Origin of the sequence: Xanthomonas sp. WHRI 10204 (genome assembly GCF_040202875.1) — a bacterium.
Classification (GTDB): domain Bacteria; phylum Pseudomonadota; class Gammaproteobacteria; order Xanthomonadales; family Xanthomonadaceae; genus Xanthomonas.
Genome location: NZ_JBEGDW010000001.1, coordinates 1,531,031 through 1,554,067, shown reverse-complemented (window position 1 = coordinate 1,554,067; position 23,037 = coordinate 1,531,031). Strand labels below are relative to the sequence as shown.

At 63.9% G+C, this 23,037-nt stretch carries 20 protein-coding genes; 2 read left to right on the top strand and 18 right to left on the bottom strand.

What is annotated here, in order from left to right:
* Positions 1–210 precede the first annotated feature (210 nt).
* Together ABQZ00_RS06840 and dxs are read left to right on the top strand one after the other, a co-directional pair.
* Entirely contained in the window at positions 211–867 is a 657-nt protein-coding gene (locus tag ABQZ00_RS06840) for an HNH endonuclease (protein ID WP_115513283.1), read from the top strand.
* A 504-nt stretch (positions 868–1,371) separates the two neighbouring features.
* Complete coding sequence (gene dxs / locus ABQZ00_RS06835; protein WP_115528095.1) at positions 1,372–3,288, top strand: 1-deoxy-D-xylulose-5-phosphate synthase; 1,917 nt, start codon at positions 1,372–1,374, stop codon at positions 3,286–3,288.
* A gap of 393 nt (positions 3,289–3,681) precedes the next feature.
* Here dxs and ABQZ00_RS06830 read toward each other — a convergent pair whose 3' ends face one another.
* The 18 genes from ABQZ00_RS06830 to ABQZ00_RS06745 all read right to left on the bottom strand — a co-directional run bounded on the left by ABQZ00_RS06830 (position 3,682) and on the right by ABQZ00_RS06745 (position 23,028).
* Complete coding sequence (locus ABQZ00_RS06830) at positions 3,682–4,968, bottom strand: glycosyltransferase (protein ID WP_323537268.1); 1,287 nt, start codon at positions 4,966–4,968, stop codon at positions 3,682–3,684.
* Entirely contained in the window at positions 4,958–5,626 is a 669-nt protein-coding gene (locus ABQZ00_RS06825) for a hypothetical protein (protein ID WP_323537269.1), read from the bottom strand. Before ABQZ00_RS06825 ends, ABQZ00_RS06830 begins: the two co-directional genes overlap by 11 nt.
* Positions 5,547–6,701: a glycosyltransferase gene (locus ABQZ00_RS06820; protein WP_323537270.1), complete on the bottom strand. Its 1,155-nt coding sequence runs from the start codon at positions 6,699–6,701 to the stop codon at positions 5,547–5,549. The genes ABQZ00_RS06825 and ABQZ00_RS06820 overlap by 80 nt, the downstream gene beginning before the upstream one ends.
* Positions 6,692–7,651, bottom strand: a complete 960-nt coding sequence (locus tag ABQZ00_RS06815; RefSeq protein ID WP_323537271.1) for an NAD-dependent epimerase/dehydratase family protein — start codon at positions 7,649–7,651, stop codon at positions 6,692–6,694. Before ABQZ00_RS06815 ends, ABQZ00_RS06820 begins: the two co-directional genes overlap by 10 nt.
* Positions 7,648–8,496 carry an MBL fold metallo-hydrolase gene (locus ABQZ00_RS06810; RefSeq protein ID WP_323537272.1) on the bottom strand — a complete coding sequence of 283 codons (849 nt, stop codon included), beginning with the start codon at positions 8,494–8,496 and terminating at the stop codon, positions 7,648–7,650. Before ABQZ00_RS06810 ends, ABQZ00_RS06815 begins: the two co-directional genes overlap by 4 nt.
* Positions 8,496–9,527 carry a 3-oxoacyl-[acyl-carrier-protein] synthase III C-terminal domain-containing protein gene (locus ABQZ00_RS06805; protein WP_311240513.1) on the bottom strand — a complete coding sequence of 344 codons (1,032 nt, stop codon included), beginning with the start codon at positions 9,525–9,527 and terminating at the stop codon, positions 8,496–8,498. Before ABQZ00_RS06805 ends, ABQZ00_RS06810 begins: the two co-directional genes overlap by 1 nt.
* Positions 9,528–9,737: 210 nt before the next feature.
* The gene (locus tag ABQZ00_RS06800; RefSeq protein ID WP_323537440.1) at positions 9,738–10,751 is read right to left on the bottom strand and encodes a TraB/GumN family protein; all 1,014 of its coding nucleotides are present in this window, start codon (positions 10,749–10,751) and stop codon (positions 9,738–9,740) included.
* A gap of 91 nt (positions 10,752–10,842) precedes the next feature.
* Positions 10,843–11,304: a cupin domain-containing protein gene (locus ABQZ00_RS06795; protein WP_323537273.1), complete on the bottom strand. Its 462-nt coding sequence runs from the start codon at positions 11,302–11,304 to the stop codon at positions 10,843–10,845.
* 35 nt (positions 11,305–11,339) lie between these two features.
* Entirely contained in the window at positions 11,340–12,134 is a 795-nt protein-coding gene (locus tag ABQZ00_RS06790) for a WecB/TagA/CpsF family glycosyltransferase (RefSeq protein WP_323537274.1), read from the bottom strand.
* Positions 12,135–12,138: 4 nt separating this feature from the next.
* A complete protein-coding gene (locus tag ABQZ00_RS06785) occupies positions 12,139–12,933 on the bottom strand; it encodes a polysaccharide pyruvyl transferase family protein (RefSeq protein WP_323537275.1) in 795 nt (264 codons plus the stop codon).
* Between the two features lie 41 nt (positions 12,934–12,974).
* Entirely contained in the window at positions 12,975–14,180 is a 1,206-nt protein-coding gene (locus tag ABQZ00_RS06780) for a GumK N-terminal domain-containing glycosyltransferase (RefSeq protein ID WP_115528103.1), read from the bottom strand.
* A 64-nt stretch (positions 14,181–14,244) separates the two neighbouring features.
* Complete coding sequence (locus tag ABQZ00_RS06775) at positions 14,245–15,750, bottom strand: lipopolysaccharide biosynthesis protein (RefSeq protein ID WP_323537276.1); 1,506 nt, start codon at positions 15,748–15,750, stop codon at positions 14,245–14,247.
* On the bottom strand, positions 15,747–16,796 hold the full coding sequence (locus tag ABQZ00_RS06770; RefSeq protein WP_323537277.1) for a glycosyltransferase: 1,050 nt from the start codon (positions 16,794–16,796) through the stop codon (positions 15,747–15,749). The genes ABQZ00_RS06775 and ABQZ00_RS06770 overlap by 4 nt, the downstream gene beginning before the upstream one ends.
* Positions 16,793–17,935: a glycosyltransferase family 4 protein gene (locus tag ABQZ00_RS06765; protein WP_323537278.1), complete on the bottom strand. Its 1,143-nt coding sequence runs from the start codon at positions 17,933–17,935 to the stop codon at positions 16,793–16,795. The genes ABQZ00_RS06770 and ABQZ00_RS06765 overlap by 4 nt, the downstream gene beginning before the upstream one ends.
* A 67-nt stretch (positions 17,936–18,002) precedes the next feature.
* Positions 18,003–19,040: an acyltransferase family protein gene (locus tag ABQZ00_RS06760; RefSeq protein WP_323537441.1), complete on the bottom strand. Its 1,038-nt coding sequence runs from the start codon at positions 19,038–19,040 to the stop codon at positions 18,003–18,005.
* 64 nt (positions 19,041–19,104) lie between these two features.
* Complete coding sequence (locus ABQZ00_RS06755) at positions 19,105–20,193, bottom strand: acyltransferase family protein (RefSeq protein ID WP_323537279.1); 1,089 nt, start codon at positions 20,191–20,193, stop codon at positions 19,105–19,107.
* Complete coding sequence (locus ABQZ00_RS06750) at positions 20,190–21,479, bottom strand: polysaccharide biosynthesis protein GumE (RefSeq protein WP_161961643.1); 1,290 nt, start codon at positions 21,477–21,479, stop codon at positions 20,190–20,192. Before ABQZ00_RS06750 ends, ABQZ00_RS06755 begins: the two co-directional genes overlap by 4 nt.
* A 94-nt stretch (positions 21,480–21,573) precedes the next feature.
* Positions 21,574–23,028, bottom strand: coding sequence for an undecaprenyl-phosphate glucose phosphotransferase (locus ABQZ00_RS06745; protein WP_055851505.1), 1,455 nt, complete (start codon positions 23,026–23,028; stop codon positions 21,574–21,576).
* Between the last annotated feature and the right edge of the window lie 9 nt (positions 23,029–23,037).

The window sequence follows — 23,037 nt, the reverse complement described above, 5'->3', positions numbered from 1 at the left end:
CCTACGGGCAAACATCGCGGGATTCCGCTGCTGTCGTAGGAGCGGACCTGGCCGCGATGAGGTAGTACCGATTGATTTCAGGTCGGCTCCGCCGCGAGAGAGCGTTGCAGACACGCCGGCACACCCTGAGCCATTCGTTGCAAGACACGCGCCAAGGCCGTTCGCTGCGATACACAAACTGTCAACGATCGGGTATAAGCTGTTTTCCCGATGGAGACAGACACGCACGTTCGTGATGTGATCGTCCCCGGAGGCATCCTTGCCCCGGTCGCGGGCAGCGCTGTCGCTGCGATCCAGCAACTTCCCACCTTGCGCCTGCTTTCCCTCGATGCGCACGGCCGCGTGCTGGACTGGATCAACTGGCAAGACGCCGCCTGCCTGTACGCCCGCGGTGCGGTGTCCTGGACACTGGGCGAGCCCTGCATGCAGATCCACGGCGGTATTTCGCGGCTGACCGGCGAGCGCAGCACGCTGGAGCTGCACCCGATCATCGCTGCGCGCGGCCACGCCCGCTCGCGTGCGCTGGACCCCACCCCGACCTTGAGCAACACCGCGCTGTTCGCACGCGATTCGCAGCTGTGCATGTACTGCGGCCAGCATTTCAGCCGCCCGCATCTGACCCGCGATCACGTCATGCCGGTCTCCAAGGGCGGGCGCGACAGCTGGGAGAACGTGGTCACCGCCTGCTTCCAGTGCAACTCGCGCAAGGCCAACCGCACGCCACAGCAGGCGCACATGCCGCTGCTGGCGGTGCCGTATCGGCCGAGTTGGATCGAGCATCTGATCCTGTCCAACCGCAACATCCTGTCCGATCAGATGGCCTTCCTGCGCGCGCAACTGCCCAAGCGTTCGAAGCTGTCGCTGTAAGGCTGCTGGGTGCGAGCACCCGCGACGACGCGCTGAACGCCGCCCGCAGTGCCAGCCACTGCAGCTGATGGCAGCGTGATCGGGAAAGCGGCTTGCGTGCCGGTAACGACGGTGGTCATCCAGCAAAGACTCGCCTGACCCGGCTTGCTTTTCAGTCCACGCTGCATTGCCTTCGCGGATTACGGCACACGGCTGGAGCCGCAACTCCGACCGACAGCACGCGTCCGCAACTGCCCACCCAAACAGCGCGCGACACACCAACAGCGGCACCCACAAAGGCCGCGATGCGCGCCTGCTTAGTGATTGGTGCGAGGTGCGAGGTGCGATAAACACCACGACGCCCCGCCTCCCGGGTGCGGCAGATTGCCGCAGGCGCCAGCAAGGACCGCACACACCAGTCGCGACGGCGCGCCGGACCATCACCGCCCGCTGACAGCTGAACCGGTTTGCTTGCCGGGCCTTCGCATGGGGAGGACAATATGGCTTCAGAACATTGACACGACGATGATCGATTCAACCCGCTATCCGCGCCTGTCGCGCATCCAGACCCCCGACGATCTGCGTAGCTTCGACGAGACCGAGCTCACGGCGATCGCGGAAGAACTGCGTTCCTACCTCATCGAGTCGGTGGGCAAGAGCGGCGGGCACTTCGCGGCCGGCCTGGGCGTGATCGAACTCACCGTCGCCCTGCACTACCTGTATCAGACCCCGGTCGATCAGCTGGTGTGGGACGTGGGGCATCAGACCTACCCGCACAAGATCCTCACCGGCCGTCGCGACCAGATCCATACGGTCAAGCAGAAGGACGGCGTGGCGCCGTTTCCCAAGCGCGAAGAAAGCATCTACGACACCTTCGGTGTGGGCCATTCGTCCACCTCGATCTCGGCCGCGCTCGGCATGGCGATCGCGGCGCAGCGCAATGGCGACGACCGCAAAGTCGTGGCGGTGATCGGCGATGGCGCGATGACCGCCGGCATGGTCTACGAGGCGCTCAACCACGCCGGTGGCATGAACCCGGAACCGAACCTGCTGGTGATCCTCAACGACAACCGCATGTCGATCTCCGAAGCGGTGGGCGGGTTGACCAAGATGCTGGGCCGCGCCAGCGGTAGCCGCACGCTCAACGCCATCCGCGAAGGCGGCAAGAAGATCCTCGGCGACAAGAAGAACAACCCGACTGCGCGCTTCGTGCGGCGCTGGGAAGAACACTGGAAAGGCATGTTCGTGCCATCCACGCTGTTCGAAGAAATGGGCTTCCACTACACCGGCCCGATCGATGGCCACGACCTGCCCAGCCTGGTCGGCGCACTGAAGACCCTGAAGACGCTCAAGGGCCCGCAGCTGCTGCATGTCATCACCACCAAGGGCAAGGGCTACGAGCTGGCCGAAGGCGACCAGATCGGCTATCACGCGGTCGGCCCGTTCGATCCGAGCAAGGGGCTGGTGGCCAAGACCGGCGCCAAGAAGCCCACCTACACCGATGTCTTCAGCGACTGGGTCTGCGACATGGCCGCGGCCGAGCCGAAGCTGCTGGTGATCACCCCAGCGATGCGCGAAGGCTCGGGCCTGGTGCGTTTCAGCAAGGAATATCCGCAGCGCTACTTCGATGTCGCGATTGCCGAGCAGCACGCGGTGACGCTGGCCGCCGGCATGGCGACTCAGGGCGCCAAGCCCGTGGTGGCGATCTACTCCACCTTCCTGCAGCGCGGTTACGACCAATTGGTGCACGACGTGGCGGTCCAGCAGCTGGATGTGCTGTTCGCGATCGATCGCGGCGGCGTGGTCGGCCCCGATGGCGCCACCCATGCCGGAAACCTGGATCTGAGTTTCCTGCGCTGCGTGCCGTACATGGTGGTGATGGCACCGGCCGACGAAGCCGAGTGCCGCCAGATGTTGAGTACCGGTGTGCGTTACGAAGGCCCGGCGGCGGTGCGCTACCCGCGCGGCACCGGCCCGGGCGTGGCATTGGACGCATCGCTGGCTACGCTGCCGATCGGCAAGGCGCAGTTGCGACACAGCGGCACACGCATTGCGCTGCTGGGCTTCGGCGTGACCGTGGAAGCAGCAGAAGCAGTCGGCCGCGAACTGGGGCTGACCGTGGTCAACATGCGCTTCGTCAAACCGCTCGACAAGGCGATGCTGCTGGAGCTGGCCAAGACCCACGACGGCTTCGTCACCATCGAAGACAACGTCGTCGCCGGTGGCGCCGGCTCGGGCGTGGCAGAGCTGCTCAATGCCGAAGCCATCACCATGCCCATGCTGCACCTGGGCCTGCCGGACAGCTTCCAGCACCACGCAAGCCGCGAAGACCTGCTGGCCGAAGCCTGCATCGACCAGACCGGCATCCGCGCCGCGGTGCTCAAGCGTTGGCCGCAGCTGATGGCCAGCAGCACACCACCGCGAAACGCCGCGGCGGGTTAAGCACTGCGCCATCCACACGACTGGGTTCGCCGGTCGTGTGGATACGTTGATAGTTGCGATTTCAGGTGACCCGTTTGTGCGCGACCTGCTCGCTGATTTTGGTCGAACGACGATTGCTCGCATCAGTGTGTTAGCCACACCAAGGCGCGCGATGCGTTCTGCGGGCGATGTTTCTTGCGTGCGATGGATGATCTCGATGAGACGCCTGCGCGGCGACGGATGTATCGCCCCCGGTTCGCTATGCAGGCGCAAGGCCGCTTGCAGACCCTGCGCGACTCGGTCACCGGCATTCGCAGCGACAGCGCCGAAGCTAACGCATTATAAAGAAGCATCGCTTTCCTAAGCAGCTGCACCAATGCGCAGTGCACCTGCAAGATCAACGCACGCGATGCATTACATCTGGGCTGCAATGCCGTCGATGCCGTCGTCGCTCGGCACAGTTCCCGTCTGCGCGAAGGCCTCCACCAGCCGCACGATGCGCGCCTGCGCCGCGATCTGCTGCAACTCCGTCTGCAAACGCAGCACGCCCGCGAGCGGACCGGCAGCCGCCAGCGCCGCGCCCAGCACCTGCGGCAATGCACTCAGCTCGCGCAGCCACGTTGCGGCACCTGCCACCTGCAGACGCGCAGCGTGATCGAACTGGTCGTAGTCCAGCGGATACACGATCGACGGCAATCCCGCGGCCAAGCAGGCATACAGAATGCCGGCACCGCCGTGGTGCACGACCAGATCGTAGCGATGCAGATGCTGCGCGTAATCCACATACGGCAGGCGCCGATAATTGCCCTGCCCATGCTGGTACGGCGCGGTCGTATCGCCATCGCTGAAGTGAAAGATCACCTCGGGAAACTGCGGCGCCAGCGCGCGCAACATGCCATCCATGCGCTGCTTGACCCATTGCAGATGCGTGCCCAACGTGATCAGCACATGGCGATGACCAGGGACAAATTCGGGAGCCACCACGGTCGATGGCGGCGTGCACAACTGCGGCCCGACAAAGCGCAGCGCCGCCGGCCAGCGCTGCGCGAATTCGAACGACGGCAGCCCCAACGCCAGAATGCACTGCGGCGAATACACCGCCTCACTGCGATCGCTGCGGTAGAGCGCCGGCAAGCCGCAGGCACGCATCTGGTGCCGATAGCAGGCATGCAAGCTGCGCTTGAATCCGCGCGTAAGCCGCCGCGCCAATCCATGCCAGACACGCTGACGCATGCTGGTTGCAGGCAGCAACCCACCGAAATAGGCGGGCGGGCCATCATGGGTTTCGATCACGCAGGGCGACGGCATGCTGGTCCACCACGCAATCCCCATGGCCTGCGCTGTCAGCCCGGCGCTGGGCAGGGTGAAATCGACGATGACCAGATCCGGCCGTCGCTCGCTCCAGCGCTGCTGCAATGCAGTGCCCACACCTGCCATCAGGCCGAGCGCATCGTGCAGCTGTCGGCGTAGACGCAACGGGTGATGGCCCACGGCGTGTGGCGGGTTGGCGATCTGCATCAAGACGCGATCGGCCTGCGCGTCCAGCACGCTTGCCGCGTAGACCCCGCAGGCAGCGATACGTGCCTGCGCCGCCGGCGTGCTGATGACGTGGACGTCATGCCGGGCCGCGAGCTGACGCGCGATGGCCAGAATCGGATGCAGATGGCCGCTATACGGCGGCGCGATCAGATCAATCCGCATCTGCGCCGCTCTGCACATGCTGCTCGACCTCGGCAACAAAGGCCTGGCAGCTGGCAAGCACCGCTGCATCGCGCAAATACTCCATATGACCGCAGGCCGGCGTCAGCTCAACCGCACCATCGAACAGCGCGCGCGAGATCCGATCGCCCTGCCCTTGCACTACGCGTAAGTGACCGAATGCAGCAGGCGTCCGACAGACCGGGCCGTACGCAAACACGGCCAGCCGCGCGCGTAGCGCGTGCGGCAACTGCAGTGCGGTCAGCAACTGCAGCCCGCAACTGCCGGCCAGCAGGACGGTCCTCGGCGTCTGCTGCAGCAGTGCACTGACCCGCGCGCGATCAGCCTCTGCAACGCGACCGGCACGCGCCTTCAGATAGTGGCGCGCATTGGACAGACTCGCGCGCCATAGCGGCGTGCGCCGGTGTGGAGCACTGTCCGGCCAGTACGGGTAATTGCACGCGATCAGTCGTCGGCGCGCGCCCTGCAGCGCGTGCAGAAATTCGTGTTGTTCTGCACTCAAGGCGCAACGTGCCGGGTCGCTTTGCCCGGTCAGGAAGGCGATCTGCAGCAGCGCGGCGTCACTGCGCACGAAAGCACCCGTTCGACAACACACGGTATCGGCGGGTGCGCCAGCGGATGGTGCGCACCAACGCGGCATGCAGTAGATGCAGCGGTTGCAGACACTCGGCGCAGAGCGATAACAGCGGGCGATGGCGCACCGCACCGGTCGCACGCCATTGCACAGCGCAGAGCAGCACTGCGCGCAGCAATAACGTGACGACCACGCCTGCCCCCACCGGCCACGAAGGCCACACGCAGGCGCCGATCGACATGGCAACCAGCAACAACGGCGGCAAGCCCTGCAAGATGCCGATGGCGCTACGCGTGCGCAGACGTTGCTGCCGAAGCAGGATCAAGGCGAACAACATCCAGCGATGCATCTGCCGCGCGTAGCTGTGCAGATCCGGCATCGCGGTGCGCATCGCCACCGGTGCAGTGGATTGCCACAGGCGCCCACCGCGTGCGCGGACCAGCGTGGCAACCGCCAAATCGTCGGTCAGTTGCTCCAGCAACGTGGCAAAACCGCCCCAGGCACGCAGTTGCGCCGTGCGCGCGGCGTAGCACATGCCGTTGATGGTCAACGGCGCCGCGAATGGCAGCCAGCCCAGATAGGTAAGCACGGCATTGTTGTTGACGAACTGCGACAGCAGGCGGCCTGCCAAGGTGTCGCTGTCGCAGTAATACGGCAACGCAGTTACCACGTCGGCGTCGCTTAGATCCTGCAATAGCTGCGACAGCGCGGCTTCGCTCAGCTGCGCATCGTCGTCCAGGATCAGGCAGATCGGCGCCTGCACCTGGGCAAGCACGTACTCGAGCTTCCACGCCTTGGGATTGATGCTGGCTGGCGCCGCGGGCACCAGCATCCGGGTGATGCGCACCTGCGGATACTGCATGATCAGCGCATCTGCGACCGTGTTTCCGGCCGTATCGTCTGCGTCCAGCAACCAATAGAACTGCGCATGCGGCAGCGCCTGCAGATTGGTCGCCAGCACACTCTGCAAATGCGCGTCACCGCCCAGAATCGGCTGCAGGATCGCCACCTCTGCCTGGGTACCAGCAAGACCGCGTGCTGGCCGTGCATGCGCGTCACGCATGACCCACAGCGCCGCGCCCGCCTTCACCACCAGCAGGCTCAGATACACCGCGGCCAATGCGAGCACGGCTACACCCACTGCGCCGCCTGCCAGCGCACGAAGGCCTCGATGCCCTCTTCCACGCCCACGCTGGGCGCCCCAAGATCGGCAAGCGTGCGTTGCGGATTGAAGGTCTTGGAGTAGGCAAACGCACCGACGCCGAACCGCGTGATCGGCGGCTCGCCACGCAACCGCAGCACGCGATAAAGACCTTCCACCACGCTGGCCATGCGCAGCGCGGTGCCGATGCGCACTTCGCGTTGCGGCAACGGCAGTTGCAGGCGCGCCAGCACATCCAGCACCGTTTGCTGCAGATCCACCGGCTGCGCGTTGGTGAGGTTGTAGGCGCGCTGCAGCTGCGGTGCCGTGGCCGCGCGGTAGAGGTAGTCGCAGAGCGTGTCGATATAGATCAGATCACCGATCACCGGCTGGGTCTGGCCGACAAAGCGCGGCAACGCACCTTTGCGCGCAGCCGCGATCACACGCGGGAACAACACCGTGTCGCCCGGTCCGAACACCGCGCGCGGGCGCAACACCGATGCCTGCCCCGGATAGCGCTCCAGCAAGGTTTCGCCGAGGTATTTGGTGTGGGCGTAGGTGTTGACGAAGTGCGGGCCGATGGGGCTGTCTTCATCCAGATCGTATTGATGCGCCTCGCGGTAAAACACCGAGCTGGAGGACACGTACAGCAAGCGTGGACAGCCGTTGCGCATGCAGAAATCGATGACATTGGCGGTGGCCTGCACGTTGTGCAGTTGGAACTGCGCGCGACTCCCCCACGGGGATGCCAGTGCCGCGGCGTGGATCACCACGTCCGGCTGCCAGTCCAGCGAGAACGGTTGGCTCAGATCGATGCGGTGATAGTTGGGTAATGCGCTGGCACGACGCCCGATGCCGTGAATCTCCACACCGGGTTGCCCCTGGAAACGGCGCATGAAGGAGCCGCCGACAAAACCGGATGCGCCGGTCACGAGAATACGCAGGCTCATCGCCACTCCGGTTGGTAACGGTCAAGACTGGGTTGGCAGTGCGAGGGCAGGATCGCCAGCTCCGGATGCGCCTGCGACAACACATGCAAGTGCTGCACGGTGCGCCGGAACGCGCTCCAGTCGTGCATCAGCAAACGCGTGGGCCATGCCGGCCACTGCAACGTTGCCCAGGTGGCCGACGACCACACCGCGTCTGCGCAGAGCAATACCTCGCGATCATGCTGGTCGCGTAGCCACAGGCCCATTTGTCCGGGTACGTGGCCGGGCAGCGGCACGGCAAGCACGCTGCCGTCTTCGAACAGATCGTATGCGGTGCCCAGGCCCTTCCAGGCGCCGCTCAGCTCGCGCTGCGGCGCCTGCTCGGCAAACTGCAAGCGTTGATCGAAATCCGACGGCAGTAGCTGCGGCAGCAAGGCACGGCGCAATCCTCCCAGGCGCGAGCAACTGCGCAGTTGCTGGTAGTCCGCACGCAGACAGAGGAAGCGCGCGTTCGGCAGGTCGCGTAGGCCGCCTACGTGGTCGGCATGAAAATGCGAAATCAGGCACCAGGCAATGTCGTCCAGCTGCACGTCGCGCCGTGCCAGCTGCGCGCGCAGGGTCTCGTGCGTGGGCAGGGTCACCGGGGTGGTCCAGCGATACAGGCGCTCCGGCCAGGGATCGGTGGCCTGGAAAAAATGCGTGGCGTAGCCGGTGTCGTAGAGCATCGCCCCGCGCTGCGGGTGCCGTATCAATACACTCAACGCGGGAAATTCCACCGCATGCCAATGGCCGTCTGCACGCACCATGCGCTCGCAATGCCGGCAGTGGCCGACGCGCAAGAGTTCGAGAGAAACGCGCATGCGCATCAGTAGCGCAACACCATGCCGCCGATCGCCAGACCGGCGCCGGTACCGAGTAGCGCAAACACGTCGCCGCGCTGCAGTTGCCCATCGACGCAGGCGTGATGCAAGGCATGCGGGAGCGAAGCGGCCACCTGGTTGCCGGTGGCGTGCAGGATGCGCACGACCTGATCGCTGCGTAGCCCCAGCGCGCGCACCACGTGATCCAGGCCGCCACCGGAGGCCTGATGCGGCACCAGGTAACGCAGTTGCGCCGCGGTGATGCCGGCATCGTGCAACAACTGTTCCCAGAATGCCGGCAGATGGCGCGCCGCAAAGCGGTAGGCGCTGCGCCCATCCATCCAGAATGCGCGCGACGCATCGGGCGCGCTGTCTTGGTCATGCGGTGCGCGGGTACCGCCCCCGCGAATGCGGCACACATCTGCGCCGCTGCCGTAACTGGACAGGCGACTGGACAGCAAGGCAGAGCTATCGTCAGCGCTGCTACGCCCGACCACCACGGCCGCAGCGCCATCGCCGAACAGACCGGCGGTGGCCGGTACTGCCTCGTCCAGACCGGCCGATGCCACTTCACTGGAGACGATCAGCACGCGTTGGTAACGGCCCAGCGCCAGCGCATTGGCGGCCATGTCCAGCGCAACCACAAAGCTCAGGCAGGTTGCATTGACGTCGAAGGCAGGGATGCCGGAATCGCCCAGCCCCAATGCGCGCTGGATCAACACCGCCTGGCAGGGGATGGGCTGCTCCATCACGCTGCAGGCAGAGATCAGGCAATCGATCTGGCTGCTGTCGATGCCCGCGTTGGCCAATGCCTGCTGCGCGGCGGCGGCCCCCATCGACGATGCGGTCTCGCCCTCGCCGACGTAATGGCGCGTGGCAACTCCCAGGCGCGCAAAGGTGGTGCCGGCCGGCAACTGCCAGCGCGCGTCCAGCGCGTGCGAAGTGACTTCCCTGGCCGGGAGGTGGCGCCCGGTACCGAGGATGCGCAGCGGCAGTGCGTTCAACGCGGAGCTCTCAGTGAACAAGGCGCGCAGCATACCGTGGCTGCGTGGGCTGGCCTAACCCGAGGTGACAGCGACAACGTGGCAGTGCGCACGAACGAACGATGACCGAAACAGCGGTCGCTCGACTGCCGCCCGGCGGCAGCTGACGAGCCGGTGCACTGCGACCAGCGCCGCACGTCGCAATCACTGATTGACCCCTCACCCAGGCAGCTCTACGACGAGCTCATGCGCGATGGCGGTCGCTCAAGGCGCTTCTACCTCGTACCCCAGCGCCTGCAATCGCGCCAGATAGCCGTCCGGCGTGGTCATGCGGCTGATCGGCAGTACCGCGAAGGTGCTGCGATTGCGTTGCAGCGCGGTGGTGGCGATGCCGAGCCAATGTTCGCGCATGCGCCGCTCCAGATCGTCGATGCCGCGTTTTCTGGCGGCGCCGGAACTGGCCATGGCGCTCATGCAGGCCGCTTGCGGATCTTCGCGCGGCAATTGACGCAAGGCCTCGATATCGCCCACCGACCAGGCGTTGGCGCGCTCGACCATGGTCGGTAGATCGCGCTCCACCGTCACCAGAATGCTGCGAAAGCAGGCGGTGTCGTCCATGCCGCCGGCACGGAACTCCTTGAGCGCCTGACGCGGGTCCTTGATCTTGTAATCCAGCGCGGTTGGCGTGGGCTTGATGCCTGCGCGCTTGGCCGCACGTTCCACTACCGACCAGATCACCGGCGAACGGGCCAGGCCGGAGCGCTTGATCGCCGCCTGATACAACTCGCCGGCCGCCAGCATCGGGCGTTTGCGCTCCACCCCACGATCGCTGCCGATGTAGCGCGCCTTGGCCACAGCCCACCGCGCATATAGATCGGCAGGCAACACATCGCGCAGTTCGCGGTCGTCTTCGTTCTTCATCGCCTTCATCGCCGATGGCAGCAAGGTCAGCTTGCCGAAGAAGCCCATGTCCGCGTCGACCTGCACGGTTGGCGCCATCAGTACCTGCTGGGACTGGCCGATGATGGTTTCCACCTCGGCCGACTGCCATTGCAGCCGTTTCGGCAATGGCGACAAGGTGCCGAGGATCCACAACACGTGATCGCCTTTGCTGACCTTCCACAAGCCAGGGCCGGGCTGCTCGCCACGCACCACCATCGCCTCCAGGTCGACCACCGGCGGTGGAGCGGCCGCTGTTTGCGCCGCGGTCTCGCTGGCCGTCGCCAGCATCGATGCCAGCATCACGCCGGCGCCCCATAACGTTGCCTTGTATCGCATCACATGTCGCCCCTGTTTGAGGCGGACAGTACGCCAAGCCCGCACGCGCCGCGTTAGGGAAGCGTTCGGCCGCACGCGGCACCGTGATCGATCAGCGTGGGGTGAGTGTGGCCAGGTGGGTGGCCAATGGCGAGGTGGCGTCGAGCAGCGCAAATCCCTCCCATACGAATCCCGGCGACACCGTGCAACCCACCAGGGTGAAGTCGCCCAGCGAACGTGCCGCCTGCCACTGCCCTGCGGGAACCACCTGCATCGGTTCGCCACGGTCGGCGGCGTCCAGAATCAAGCGCTGCAGCTGCCCGCTGGCCTCGTCGTAAATCAGCAATTCCAGCGCATCGCCTTGTTGCCAATGCCAGCTTTCCTCGGCATCGACACGGTGCCAGGCACTGCATTCGCCGGCAGCGAGCAAAAAACGGATCGCGGTCAGCGCAGGGCGGGACCGGCCGTTGTCGCTGACCTGACGCTCGGAGGCATACACGCGGCGATAGTGCCCGCCTTCCGGATGCGGCGACAGGTCGAGCGAGCGGATCAGGGCGGCGGCAGTCGGATGCATGCGTGCATGCTAAGCCCAGACGCAGCCGCCATGCATCAGGGCAGGTGCTTGCCCGCGCGCAGACAGGTGCGGAAGAACACCAGCAGGTCCCAGCTATAGCGTTTGAGCAGACGGCGCGGCTCTTGGAGCAACCGGTACATCCATTCCAGATGCAGACGCTGCACCCAATGGGGCGCGCGCTTGGCGGTGCCGGACAAAAAGTCGAGCAGCGCACCGACGCCGAACACCAGCGGCACATGCAGCGCCTGGCTGTGATCGAGAATCCAGCGCTCCTGCAGCGGATTTCCGAACGCCACCAGCAGCACATCGGCGCCGGAACGGTTGATGCGTTCGGCCAGACCCTCGCCCGCCGCAGCAAATTCGCCGTAGCCATCGCACATGCCGACCACCTGCTGGCCCAACCTATCGGTCAAGGTCGCCGCCGCAGTCTTGCCCACGCCCGGGCGTCCACCCAACAGGAAAAACTTGAGCGGTTGCGCAGCCTCGCGACACAGATACGGAATCAGATCGGTGCCATTGAGGTTGCCGGCAAAGCGGCGGCCATGAATCAGCCGCGCCGCCAGATCCATCCCGATGCCGTCGTTGACGATCCGCACGCTGGGCTCACGCATGCGCATCCGTAGCGCCTGGCACTGCACCACAAAATTGGTGTTGGCGAAGAACACACGGCGTGGCTGTTGCGCGGCCAATGCAAGGAACAGATCCAGCGCGAATGCCTCCTGCGTGGTGGACAACACCGGAAACCCGCCCAATGGAATCACCACGCCTGGCGGCGTGGCGACGGCGGCAACGGTCGTTGTGTCACTGTCCACACGCTGGCCCTGCATCATCGAATCACCAAAGGTCGTAGGGGAATGCAGCCAGCAAACCGACCTGCAGTTTTTCCAGATCGAACGCGCCGTTGCCGCCCAGTTTCAGACACTCTTCGACGTTGTTGCCCGAGTGCCACTGCGTGCGTCCGGTGCCGTAGTAGTAATCGTCGTACTTGAAGCGGTCTTCGCCATTGCCCCAGTCCAGATACACCGCCGGAATGCCATAGGCTTCAGCAAGAATCAGGCCGTGCAGCGAACTGCTGACCACCAGTTCGGCACCCAGCAGCTGGCTCATGAACGTTGCCGGCTTGACGTTGGGGAACACCAGGTGGTCTGCGTACGCGCTGTACTTTTCGACCGGCTCGTTGAAATGCGGAACGATCGCGAACGGACGCTTTTCCACCGCGCCCAATGCCTCGGCCGGGAAGAACATCGGCGTCAGCAAACCCGGGTCGCCATAGACTTCCGGCACCGCGATGCCACGGTCCAGCAAGAATTGGCGGGTCTTGGGCCCGCGCACCGCACGCACGTCGAGCGTGCTGAAGGTATTGCGCTCGGCCGGAATCTTGCCGTTGATGCCGCTGCCCCAGACGGTGTCGCCGTCTTTGGCAAAATGCAGCACCGACCCGATCGCGATAAGCTTCTTGCTGAGATCGCGCTTCTCGATCAGGGTCTTGTCCTGCAAGGAGAGCGCGCAGGACACGATCACCTTGGACAGGTGATCCCCCATGTTGACGCCAGCGTTTTTCGGCTGCCACCAGAACAATGCGCGACGTTCTGCATGTTCTATCCACTTCTGCAGCAAAGCGTTGGCCATAAAGAGAGGTCTCCTGTCTCAAACGGGTGAGGTGCGCTGCATCAATGCGAGAGCGCGGCCTCCGAGGAAGCACGCGCGGCGGCGCCGGTGTGCTGCGGATACAAACGGGTTTCCGGATACGCGGCTGGATCCAGCACACGGTCGGTGGTGTCGGACCAGTTCAAACATTGGCGGTAACGCACATGCGGCGCGTCCAGCGCCTGCCCGATTGCAGCGACGATCGAATCGGCATTGCCGGGCGTGTAACCAAAGCGCGACTGCTGATACGGCCCGACAACTGCATTCGGACACACCGCAGGCAAGCCGAAAAAGTCGTACTGCAACAGCTTCATCGAACTATCGGCCAGATACACCGGCACCTGTTCCGAGGCGTACGGCGCGATGCCAAACCGCGCGTGCTTGATGTAACCGATCGTCTCGACGTGCTTCATTTCACCATAAACGACGACGTTATCGCCATAGCCCGGGTGGCGGCCCATGCCCGACCCGATCACATGAAACGTGACTTGCGGAAACGCCTTGCTGGCAACGACGAAGAATTCCGGGTCGAACAACATCGATCCTACCGCCACCGCGTGGATACCTTCGCCATACGGCGACGGGTCACCCAGCTGATCCAGGTTGTGATCCACGCCATGCCCGACGTGATAGACGTTATCGCGGCTTGCGATCTCTTCGGCCATGGCGGGCGACACCAGCGCGATGACGTCCAGGGTGGGCGCAACCCGGTCGAACTCGCGTTCGATATAGGACGCCACGTTGATCGTGCTCAATCCATCGGAGGCGCGATACACCAGCTTGGCGGTCGGATTGATGCGCTTGGCGAGCTCGATAAAGGCCACGGCAATGCCGCTTTCGAACACGATGACATCTGCCTCGCGCATCCAGTCCAGCAACTGCTTCGGCGGATGCGCGGCATACCAGCGGAACATCGCATCTTCCACAGACTGCAGCCATGCCCTTCGCGTATTGAACGGATGCACCGTGGTGCGCCAGAGATAGCACTCCACACCCTTGTGCGACACCACGGTATTGGCGGTGTCATCCAGCGGCAGCCGCATATCGCCCTTCATCCGCGACAGGCGGCTGTAACGCAGCGAAAAAAATCGCGTTGTCCCGCGCAGCGCGAGCTGATCGGTGATGAAGTGGATGTTGGCGCGGCGCGGTGTGCGGTAATCGTGTGCGGACAAGACCAGATAGCAAGGCCGGCGAATGCCGGAAGCGGCGGCGGCGGGTGTGTCGCTCATGGGCCGTGTCCTATGAATGAGTGGGAGAAAGCATGCCCGAATGCAGGCGAAGACGATGTCGATCTCATCGACGCGCCTTGGCCTGACTCAGCAACTTGCGGATGTTGACGATAGAGATCACGTCGCGACGGAACGACGGCCAGATGCCCAGCATCAGCAGGCACACTGCGGCCATCGCCGCTGCGCCTGCGGCCAATTGCTGCCATAGCGGGCCGCCAACGGTGATCGAGGCGTAATACGCGCAGCCGCCGGCAACGCCATACGCCACCATCGCGCGTACCGCGTTGGTGAACAGCACGCCCACCGGCGTATCGGAAATCTTGCCGACCCAGATCAGCGACAGCGGCCAGGTCACCAGCAGCCCGAACGAGTAGCCGACCGCGACCCCCATTGCGCCCCAACGCGAACCGACGAAGATGCAGGCGATCAGCACAACGCGACTGACCAGCGAGAACAGCAACTGCTCGCGCATCAAACCGCGCGCCAGAAACACCCAATACGTGGCGTAGGACGCGGTCTGGAAAATACCGCCCAGTGCGAGCACCTGGAACAACGGCACTGCCTCGCGCCATTGTTCGCCAAGCACCAGCACAATCAACGGCATTGCCACCGCACAGGCGAACGAGAACAGCGCCACGATCAGATGCACCATCACCGTCTGCCCGCGCAGCAGAAACGCGCTGAAACGCTCGCGGTCGTCCTGCAGCTGCGACAGCACCGGCAACGCCACGCTGGTCGCCGGTGCATTGATCTGGTTCAACGGCATCATCAGCAGCTGAAACGCGCGGTTGTACAGACCCAACGCATCGGGCCCGGTGCGCCAGCCGATGATCACCTGCCCCACATTGCGGCTGGCGTAGCCCAGCAACTGCGCGGCCATCAGGTTCCAGCCGAAATTCATGAAATCGCGCATCGGCGCGTCGCGCCGATAGCCACCGGGCAGCCAACGTGCGCAGCTGCCCGCGATCACCAGGTTGACCACCGCCTGCACCACCTGCTGTACCACCAATGCCCAATAGCCCCAGCTCAGCAGCGCAGCGGCAACGGCGGCGCCCAACCCCAGCACTTGCGAGCCCACATCGCTCAGCGCCACCTGCCCGAAGCGCAACCCACGGCTCAGATGCGCGCGGTATTGCGTGGTCATGCCGTTGATCAGGAACGTCACCGCAAGCGCTTGCGAGATCGTGACCAGCGCCGGCTCTTTGTAGAAATTGGCGATCACATGCGCCGAGGCGAACACCACCACCGACAGCACCAGACCGATACCGCTATTGATCCAGAACAGGTTGTCGCGTTGTTCGCGGCTGACGTGTTTGGCCTGCACTGCGGCCGCAGACAAGCCGAAATCGCGCAGGATCTCGGCTGCACCGACAATCGCGGTGACCATCGCCATCAACCCATAGTCGTACGGTGTCAACAACCGCGCCAGCAGGATGATGCCGCCGAACTGCACGACCATCTTGGCCGACTGGCCCAGCATGGTCACCGCTGCTCCGCCGGCAGCGCGCGAGCCCAGGCTGCGTTGCGGCGGTGGTGTGGGAGAAGACGTCGTGGGGGTTTCTGCGGTCACAGCGCGGCGTCTCCATCCTTGCCCAGCGCTTCGAGATAGGTGCGGTAATGCAGCTGCCCGATGCGCGGCCAATCGCGTTGCGATAGGTCCGGTGCCGGCCCGCGCGGTGCAGCGCGCACCGTATCCAACATGCCGGTCAACAGCGCCGCATCGAATTCGCCTTCGTACAGAAACACCCAGCCCGGCCCCACTTCTTCGGCAATCGCCGCATTGGATTCGCTCCACGGCGCCAGCACCGGGCGCGCCAACGACAACGCCAGCAGCAACGTGCCGGAGTTATGCATCTGTCGGTACGGCAACACCACCAGCTCGGCCTCGCTGACCTCGTGTGCCAGCACCGGCTCTTCGACATAGGCGAGCAATGCGCTGATGCGCGGATCCTGCGCACTGGCCTCTTCCACCAGCGTGCGCATCTGCGGCGTGGCCGGGTTACCGACGATGCGTAGATTCACGCGTGGGTCGCTGACCTCGCGCATGACGTCCAACAGCGTTTCCACGCCCTTGTACGGACGAATCAGACCGAAGTGCAGCAGCCGCCCTGGCACGGTGGTGCCTTGCGGCATCGTCGCGAACCAGTCGCGGTAGTGACCATGCAGGATGGTGTCGGTAAACGGCGGGCGCACCGGCGTGGTGGCATTGATGCGGATCCAGCGGCGCGTCAGACGATCGGTCCAGCGCAACAGGCTACGTTCGCGCCAACCGCGATCTTCGTGCGGGGCCAGGTTGTGCAAGGTGCGCACCACCGGCGTACCGGTGACCTGCAACTTCAGCAGCAACAATGCCGCGCAAAGCTGCTTGGCCAACGTGCCCACGGCGCTGGGATGGCGCAGCAGATATTCGGGCCAGTGCAGATGCAGCACGTCGTAGTGCGACAGCAAGGCATCGCGCATCGAAAAAAAGCGCGGCTGCACCGCATCGGGCAACGCGTCGTAGAGCTGGGTCAGATACGGGTTGGTGCTGGCGTTGGGTTTTTCGGTGGAGAACAACACCGTGACCTGCGGCTTGGCCGCCGCACGTGTCATTGATGCAGATGCAAGCGCGCTCATCGCGGCGTCTCCTGCGGGCGCGGCGAGCCCAGCGCACTGTGGTACTCGTCGATGTAGCGCCCCACCACATGCTTCCAGTCGTAGCGGCTCACATAGGCCATCGATGCCGCACGACGCGTTGCGAAGTCGCCATCGGCCGTCAGTGCGAGCGCCTGCACCTGGTCGGCCGCCGCTTCGATCCTGTCGCGGTTGACAATCACGCCCTGCCCCGACTCGCTGGCCAGCCGCACAAACGGCGGAATATCGCTGAGGATGGGAATCAAGCCCGCGCTCATCGCCTCGACCGCGGCAATGCCAAACCCTTCGTGGCGCGACAGGCAGACGAAGAACTGCGCCTGCTGCATCAATGCGCGCAGCTGTTCCTGCGACGGCGACATGCTCAACTGCACCTTATCCTGCAAGCCGCGCTCGGCAATCGCCTTGCGCAAGTCGGCTTCATTCAGATCGTATTCGCGGCCGGCGATGATCAGTTGCCAGTGCTGATCGCGCGCGAGCATCGCCTTCAGCAGCTCCAGCGTTTCGATCAGGCCCTTGTTGACCGACCAGCGCCCGAAATACAGCATCGTCCGGCCCGGAGTGGCCGCACCCTGCCCCGCATATTTCTCCACGTCCACGCCGTTTTCGATCACCCGCAAGCGTGCCGGCGATACCACCTTGGCAAACAGATCGCCATCGTTTTCGCTGGTTGCGATCACCCGCGAATACGCCAACGCCGAGGTGCGCGTGAGTGTCTGGAACCACAGCTGCTTCATGCGCGACGCATACGCGGTATGGAAGAACCCACCGTGTGTGGACACCACCATCGGCTTGCCGTGCAGCAGTTTGGTCACTGCCAGATAGTCGTAGAAAAAATCGATTCCGTGCAGATGCACCACATCAGCGGATCCAATCGCACCAAGTACCGATGGCGCCAACGGATAGCGCGACGAACCGCGATAGCCGATCCGGCGGATCGGCAAACCTTGATAGGTTTCCTGTGGCGCAAGCTGCGCACCCGGGTCGGTGAACACGCGATCCAGTGTCACTACTTCCACCGTGTCGGCGCTGTTGGCCTGATGCTGGCGGGCAACATTGAGAACGACTTCTTCCATGCCCCCGATCGAGGGGTGGAATTGGCGGACGACATGCACCACTTTCATTACGCCAATCTCCTGTGCCAGTGACGCGCACGCATGTGCCGCGACAACTGATGATTCTTGAAATTCGTCATTGACTCTTCAACCCCAACATCCATGGCGCAGCACGCACCAGCACCGCGCGCATCGGCACCGCGCACGCGATCGCAAATGCGCTGAGCCCCATCGCCCACGTCGGCGTACCAATGAGGCCGCGATCGATGATCCCGGTGCGCGCAACCACACTGGTGACCACCAGGAACACCAGCGTATGCGTGCACAGAATCAACAAGGTGTTGGTGCCGATCCACTGCACCCACTGCAAGTGCCGGACGAAATACGCGACGCATAGCGTCATCGCAGTCCCCAACAGACTCACCAGCAGGAACAGCGCAGCCGATTGCCCGAACAGCAGATTGTTCACGTCCACCTGCCCGTTCGCTCCGGCCAGCAGCCACCATGCCGTTGCGACGACCGGCAGCGCCAACGCCCACACCCATGCCGGAAGCGCGCGCAGCGCATCGGCAAAACGCGACAGCCAGCCACCCACCGCGATGAAGAACAAGGCGATCGGCAACACGTCCAACGCGAGTGGCAAGCGCAGCTGCAACGAGGGAAACCATCCTGCCCATGCCAGGGCGATCGGCAAGCTGAGCGCCGCTACCACTGTCGTGCTCAAACGTGCACGCAATGCAATGTAGGTCAGCGTTGTGACAAACAACGCCGGCAAAAACCACAACGCCGGCAGCACGTAGAGGCGCGTGCCGTTGGCCCAGAACACGCCAAGGAAAGGGTCCCACCACGCCCGCGCGCCCGGCTGCTGAAACGCATGATTAAGCACGCCCGTCAGCAACCACAGGCCGTATGCCACCAGGAAGAACGCCAGGTACGGGATCAACAACGTCCGCGCCAGCTTTTTCACCGTCCACACATTCAACCCACGACGCCCGAAGCGCTCGCCGACCCAGCCGGAGAGCACGAAAAACAACGGCACATGGAAGCTGTAGGCGAACAGTTTGTAGGCGGGCGGCATGCCGCTCGCGTGCCCCAGCACTACCAGCACGATGGCCAGCGCCTTTGCTGCATCGATCTGCCAATCGCGGGCCAGCGCCGGCGCGCGACCGGGCATTGGCACGGTTTTGTCGTGTCCGGCTTGCGGGGGATATGGAGCAGTCGTCATGCCGCGGCGCCGGTCATGCCGCCACCGTGCGTGCACCCAAGGCCCAGGGGGCAAAACGCATCAACACCCAGCGCATTGGCACGCACGCGACCAGCGCGAACACCGTCACGAAGACCGCCCAACCCAGACCCGGCCGCCCTGCACCGAATCCGCCCGCCACCGCGGCAACACCGGACAGCACGAAGAACACCAGCATATGCGTGCACAGGATCAGCAAGGTATTGCGGCCGATCCACTGTACCCAGCGCCAGCTCTGCACCAGCCGCGCCGCACAGATCACCATCAACGACCCCAGCACCGCACTGAGCAGGAACACGGCATGGTCGCGGCCGAAGCCGAGCATGTTGACGTCGATACGCCCGTTACGTTGCGCCAGCCACGCCACCACAAGCGCCAATGCAACGGTCACCAGCGCACTGACCGGCAACGAGGTCGGCAGACGCGGCGACACGTAAATCAACAGCGCGCCCAGCGCGTAGAAGCACAACGACACCGGTAGCACATCGAGCCCGAAAAAAAGCCGCACTCCCTGCGCCGGGAACCAGTTCATCCAGATCCACGCCAGCACCAATCCCGCCGCCGCAATCACCAGCGGCGGCAGCAAGCGGCGCAGCAACACATAGCTCACCACGGTCACCAGCATCACCGGCAAAAACCACAGCGGCGGCTGCACATACAGGTCCGGACCGATCCCGGTAAACAGCGACACGATCGGCTCCCACCACGGGTAACTTCCCCAGCGCGCGGCCTTCTCGCCGATATTGCGGGTCAGCAGCCAGTACGTGTAGCCCAACAGATAGAACGTGGCATACGGCAGCAGCAGACTGCGCGCCTGCTTGGTGATCGTCTGCGCCATGCTGGTGGTACGCGACGCATAACCAGCGGCCAACCAGCCAGACACCAAAAAGAACAGCGGCACGTGGAAGCTGTAGGCAAACAAGGTCATGTCATGCGGCACGCCCTTGGCATGGCAAAACACCACCAACAAGATCGCGATTGCCTTGGCCGCATCGATCCGCGGATCGCGCGCCTTCCCGCCGGCCGCAATCCGCACGCCGGAATCAGACGCGACCGACGACGACGCTGCCGCCGCCGAGCTCATCGCCCCGCTCCCGCAGGCAATGGCAACTGCGCGCCATCAACCGTTGGATCGTCCTTGATCGAAGCAGCGGAGACCGCGGACGCAGACCAGGTCGGACGCATATGCCACAGGCAGCCGCACACGAACCACCACAGCGCCGAGGTCTTGATCGAAAAGTAGCCGTTGGACACCAGCAGACTCAGCGCAAACGCGAAGATGGCCAGGTTCTTGAACAGCTGGCCTTCCTTGCTCGGCATCAGCAGCAGGAATGAATACGACAACAGGAACGCCAGCACCCCGACGATCGACTGCGACGCGATGAAGTACGAAATGCCGCTGTCGAAGTAACGGTAGGCCTGTGCAAAATCCAGCCCCAGCCAGGACTCGAACGACAGGTTGTTCATCGAGTAAACGGTGAAAAATATCCGGCCCATGGTGGTGTCCTGGTAGGCCGTGATCCCGGTGATCCACACCAGCAGCCACGCACTCATGATCACCAGCAAGAACACCAGAAACGCCAATCGCTGATCCAGGCGTTTCAATAGCGGCGTCAGCAACACCATCAGCACGCAGGTGCCCGCCGCCAATCGTCCATCCGAGGCGACGATCATGAAACCGATCAACCCCACCGACAGGATCAGCGCCGCCGGCCGCATCCAGCGCCAGAACACCAGCACGATGGCGGTAAAGAAGCAGATGTAATTGCCCATCGTCACCGGCTCGATGAACATCGAGGAGGCGCGCGGGAGATTGGAACCTGGCAGGAAGTTGCGTTCGCCCGGCCGCGTGGCGCTGACGAACAGGTTGCTGTCTTCGTTCCAGAACCCTTCGGCGCTCATGCCACGCGCGTTGACGAAGAAGCTCTTCGGGTTGACCAGGTCGCCGTAGGCCCTCGGCATTGCCAGTTCGAACGCGGCAACCAGCGAGACGATGATGGTCATGCGGATGAACAACTTGGGCACCGAGCCGGTATAGGCAGAGCCCAGCACCACAAACGCGAATACCACCAGGGCATCGCGAAAAAATTTCGGATCGATCTGCCAGTTCACCAGGAACCGCACGAACATCAGCAGGACGATCAATCCAAGCCCGCTGATGATCAGCGCAATGCGTTTACGGCTCAGCGAGCCCAGGCCCAGCAGGAAGCAGGCCGCGTAAATCATGAACTCGACGGCGTAGGTGATCACCGGGCGCACGGTGAACACGTTCGCATTGATCAGCGCCAGCACCAGGTTGTAGCCCACGCCGACCAGCAGCGTCAGTTCGATCAGCAGGTTATGCCAGCGAACGCGGGTTTCCTCGCTCATTCGGATCAGCATGCACACGCCTGCCTGAGAGGGGCGGCTGCACTGCAGCCGCCCGCGACGCCTGACGCGCCAGGTCGCACGCTCCCCGCCATCATCAGTACGCGGTCTTCTGTCCGAACACGCGCACTGCAGTCAGCACGATGATGCGGATATCCAGCCACAGCGACCAACGACGGATGTAGTCCAGGTCGTACTGGATACGCTTCTTCATCGTCCGCAGCTCCGGGGTTTCGCCACGGAAGCCATTGACCTGCGCCCAACCGGTGATGCCCGGCTTGACGTAATGGCGCTGCATGTAATGGTTGATCAGCTTTTCGTAGTGCGTGTTGTGCTGCGCGGCGTGCGGGCGCGGGCCCACGATCGACATGCTGCCACCCAGCACATTGAAGATCTGCGGCAACTCATCCAGGCTGCTGCGCCGCAGGAACGCACCGAAACGGGTAATACGGGTGTCGTTCTTGGTCGCCTGCTGGATGGTGGTGCCATGATCGTCATGCACGCGCATCGAGCGGAACTTGAACATGTAGAACTCGCGACCGCCCAGGCCGTGACGACGCTGGCGGAAGAACACCGGACCCGGCGAGCTCATCTTGACGCCGACCGCAATCGCAGCCATCAGCGGCCACAGGCCCATCAGCGCGATCACAGCCAGGATCTTGTCCTGCAGCGCCTTGGCAACCACGAAGTAATTGTCGCGATCGACACCGCCCTGACGCAGGTTGATCACCGGCGTATTGCCGATCTGCTCACCGGACTGGTTCAACAGACCGAAGTCGAACAGATCGGGCACCAGCTTCACGTTGATCGGATAACGGTCCAGACGCTGCAGCAGCTGCTTGATGTGGTCGCGCTCGCCCAGCGGCAGCGAAATCCACACCTGCTCGACCTGATTTTCCTTCAGGTAATCGATCAGTGCATCCGGTTCGCCCAGGCACGGCAGCGACTGGCGCTGTTCGGTCACGGCGATGTCGTACGGGGTACGGAAGTAGCCGACCAGGTTCATACCGACCCACGGATTGCGGCTCAGGTAATGATTGATCTTCATCACCGGATGGCGCAGACCAACCACCACCACGCGCTGGACGTCCACGCCCTGCGCACGCAGGTGGTTCAGGAAGCCGCGCAACAAGGTACGTGCCGCCACCAGCGACGCCAGGCCGCCAACGAACCAGAGGCCGATCCAGCCGCGCGAGACCTGCTCTCCAACCTGCACGATCAGCGCATGCACCGCAAACAGCGCAAACACGCCGCCGAAGGCACCGCCCAGCACCATCAGCTCGCTCAACAATCCGCGACCGCGCCAGCTGCGATACAGCGGAAACAGCGCAAAGCAGATCACCGAATACAACAGCGTGGTGGCGATTGCGACCCGATACGGCGCTGCCGGGACCCAGGAGCCGAACACGATGCGGTATGCGATCAGGCCCGACACGACCACCATGGTCAGGTCGAACACGCGCAGCACCAAGTCGGCTGCCGCCGAGTACTTGGACAACAATCGCGGCGAGGATGTCGTGTACGTCGCGCTACTCAAGTCTGCCAAAAGCATGGGGATGTC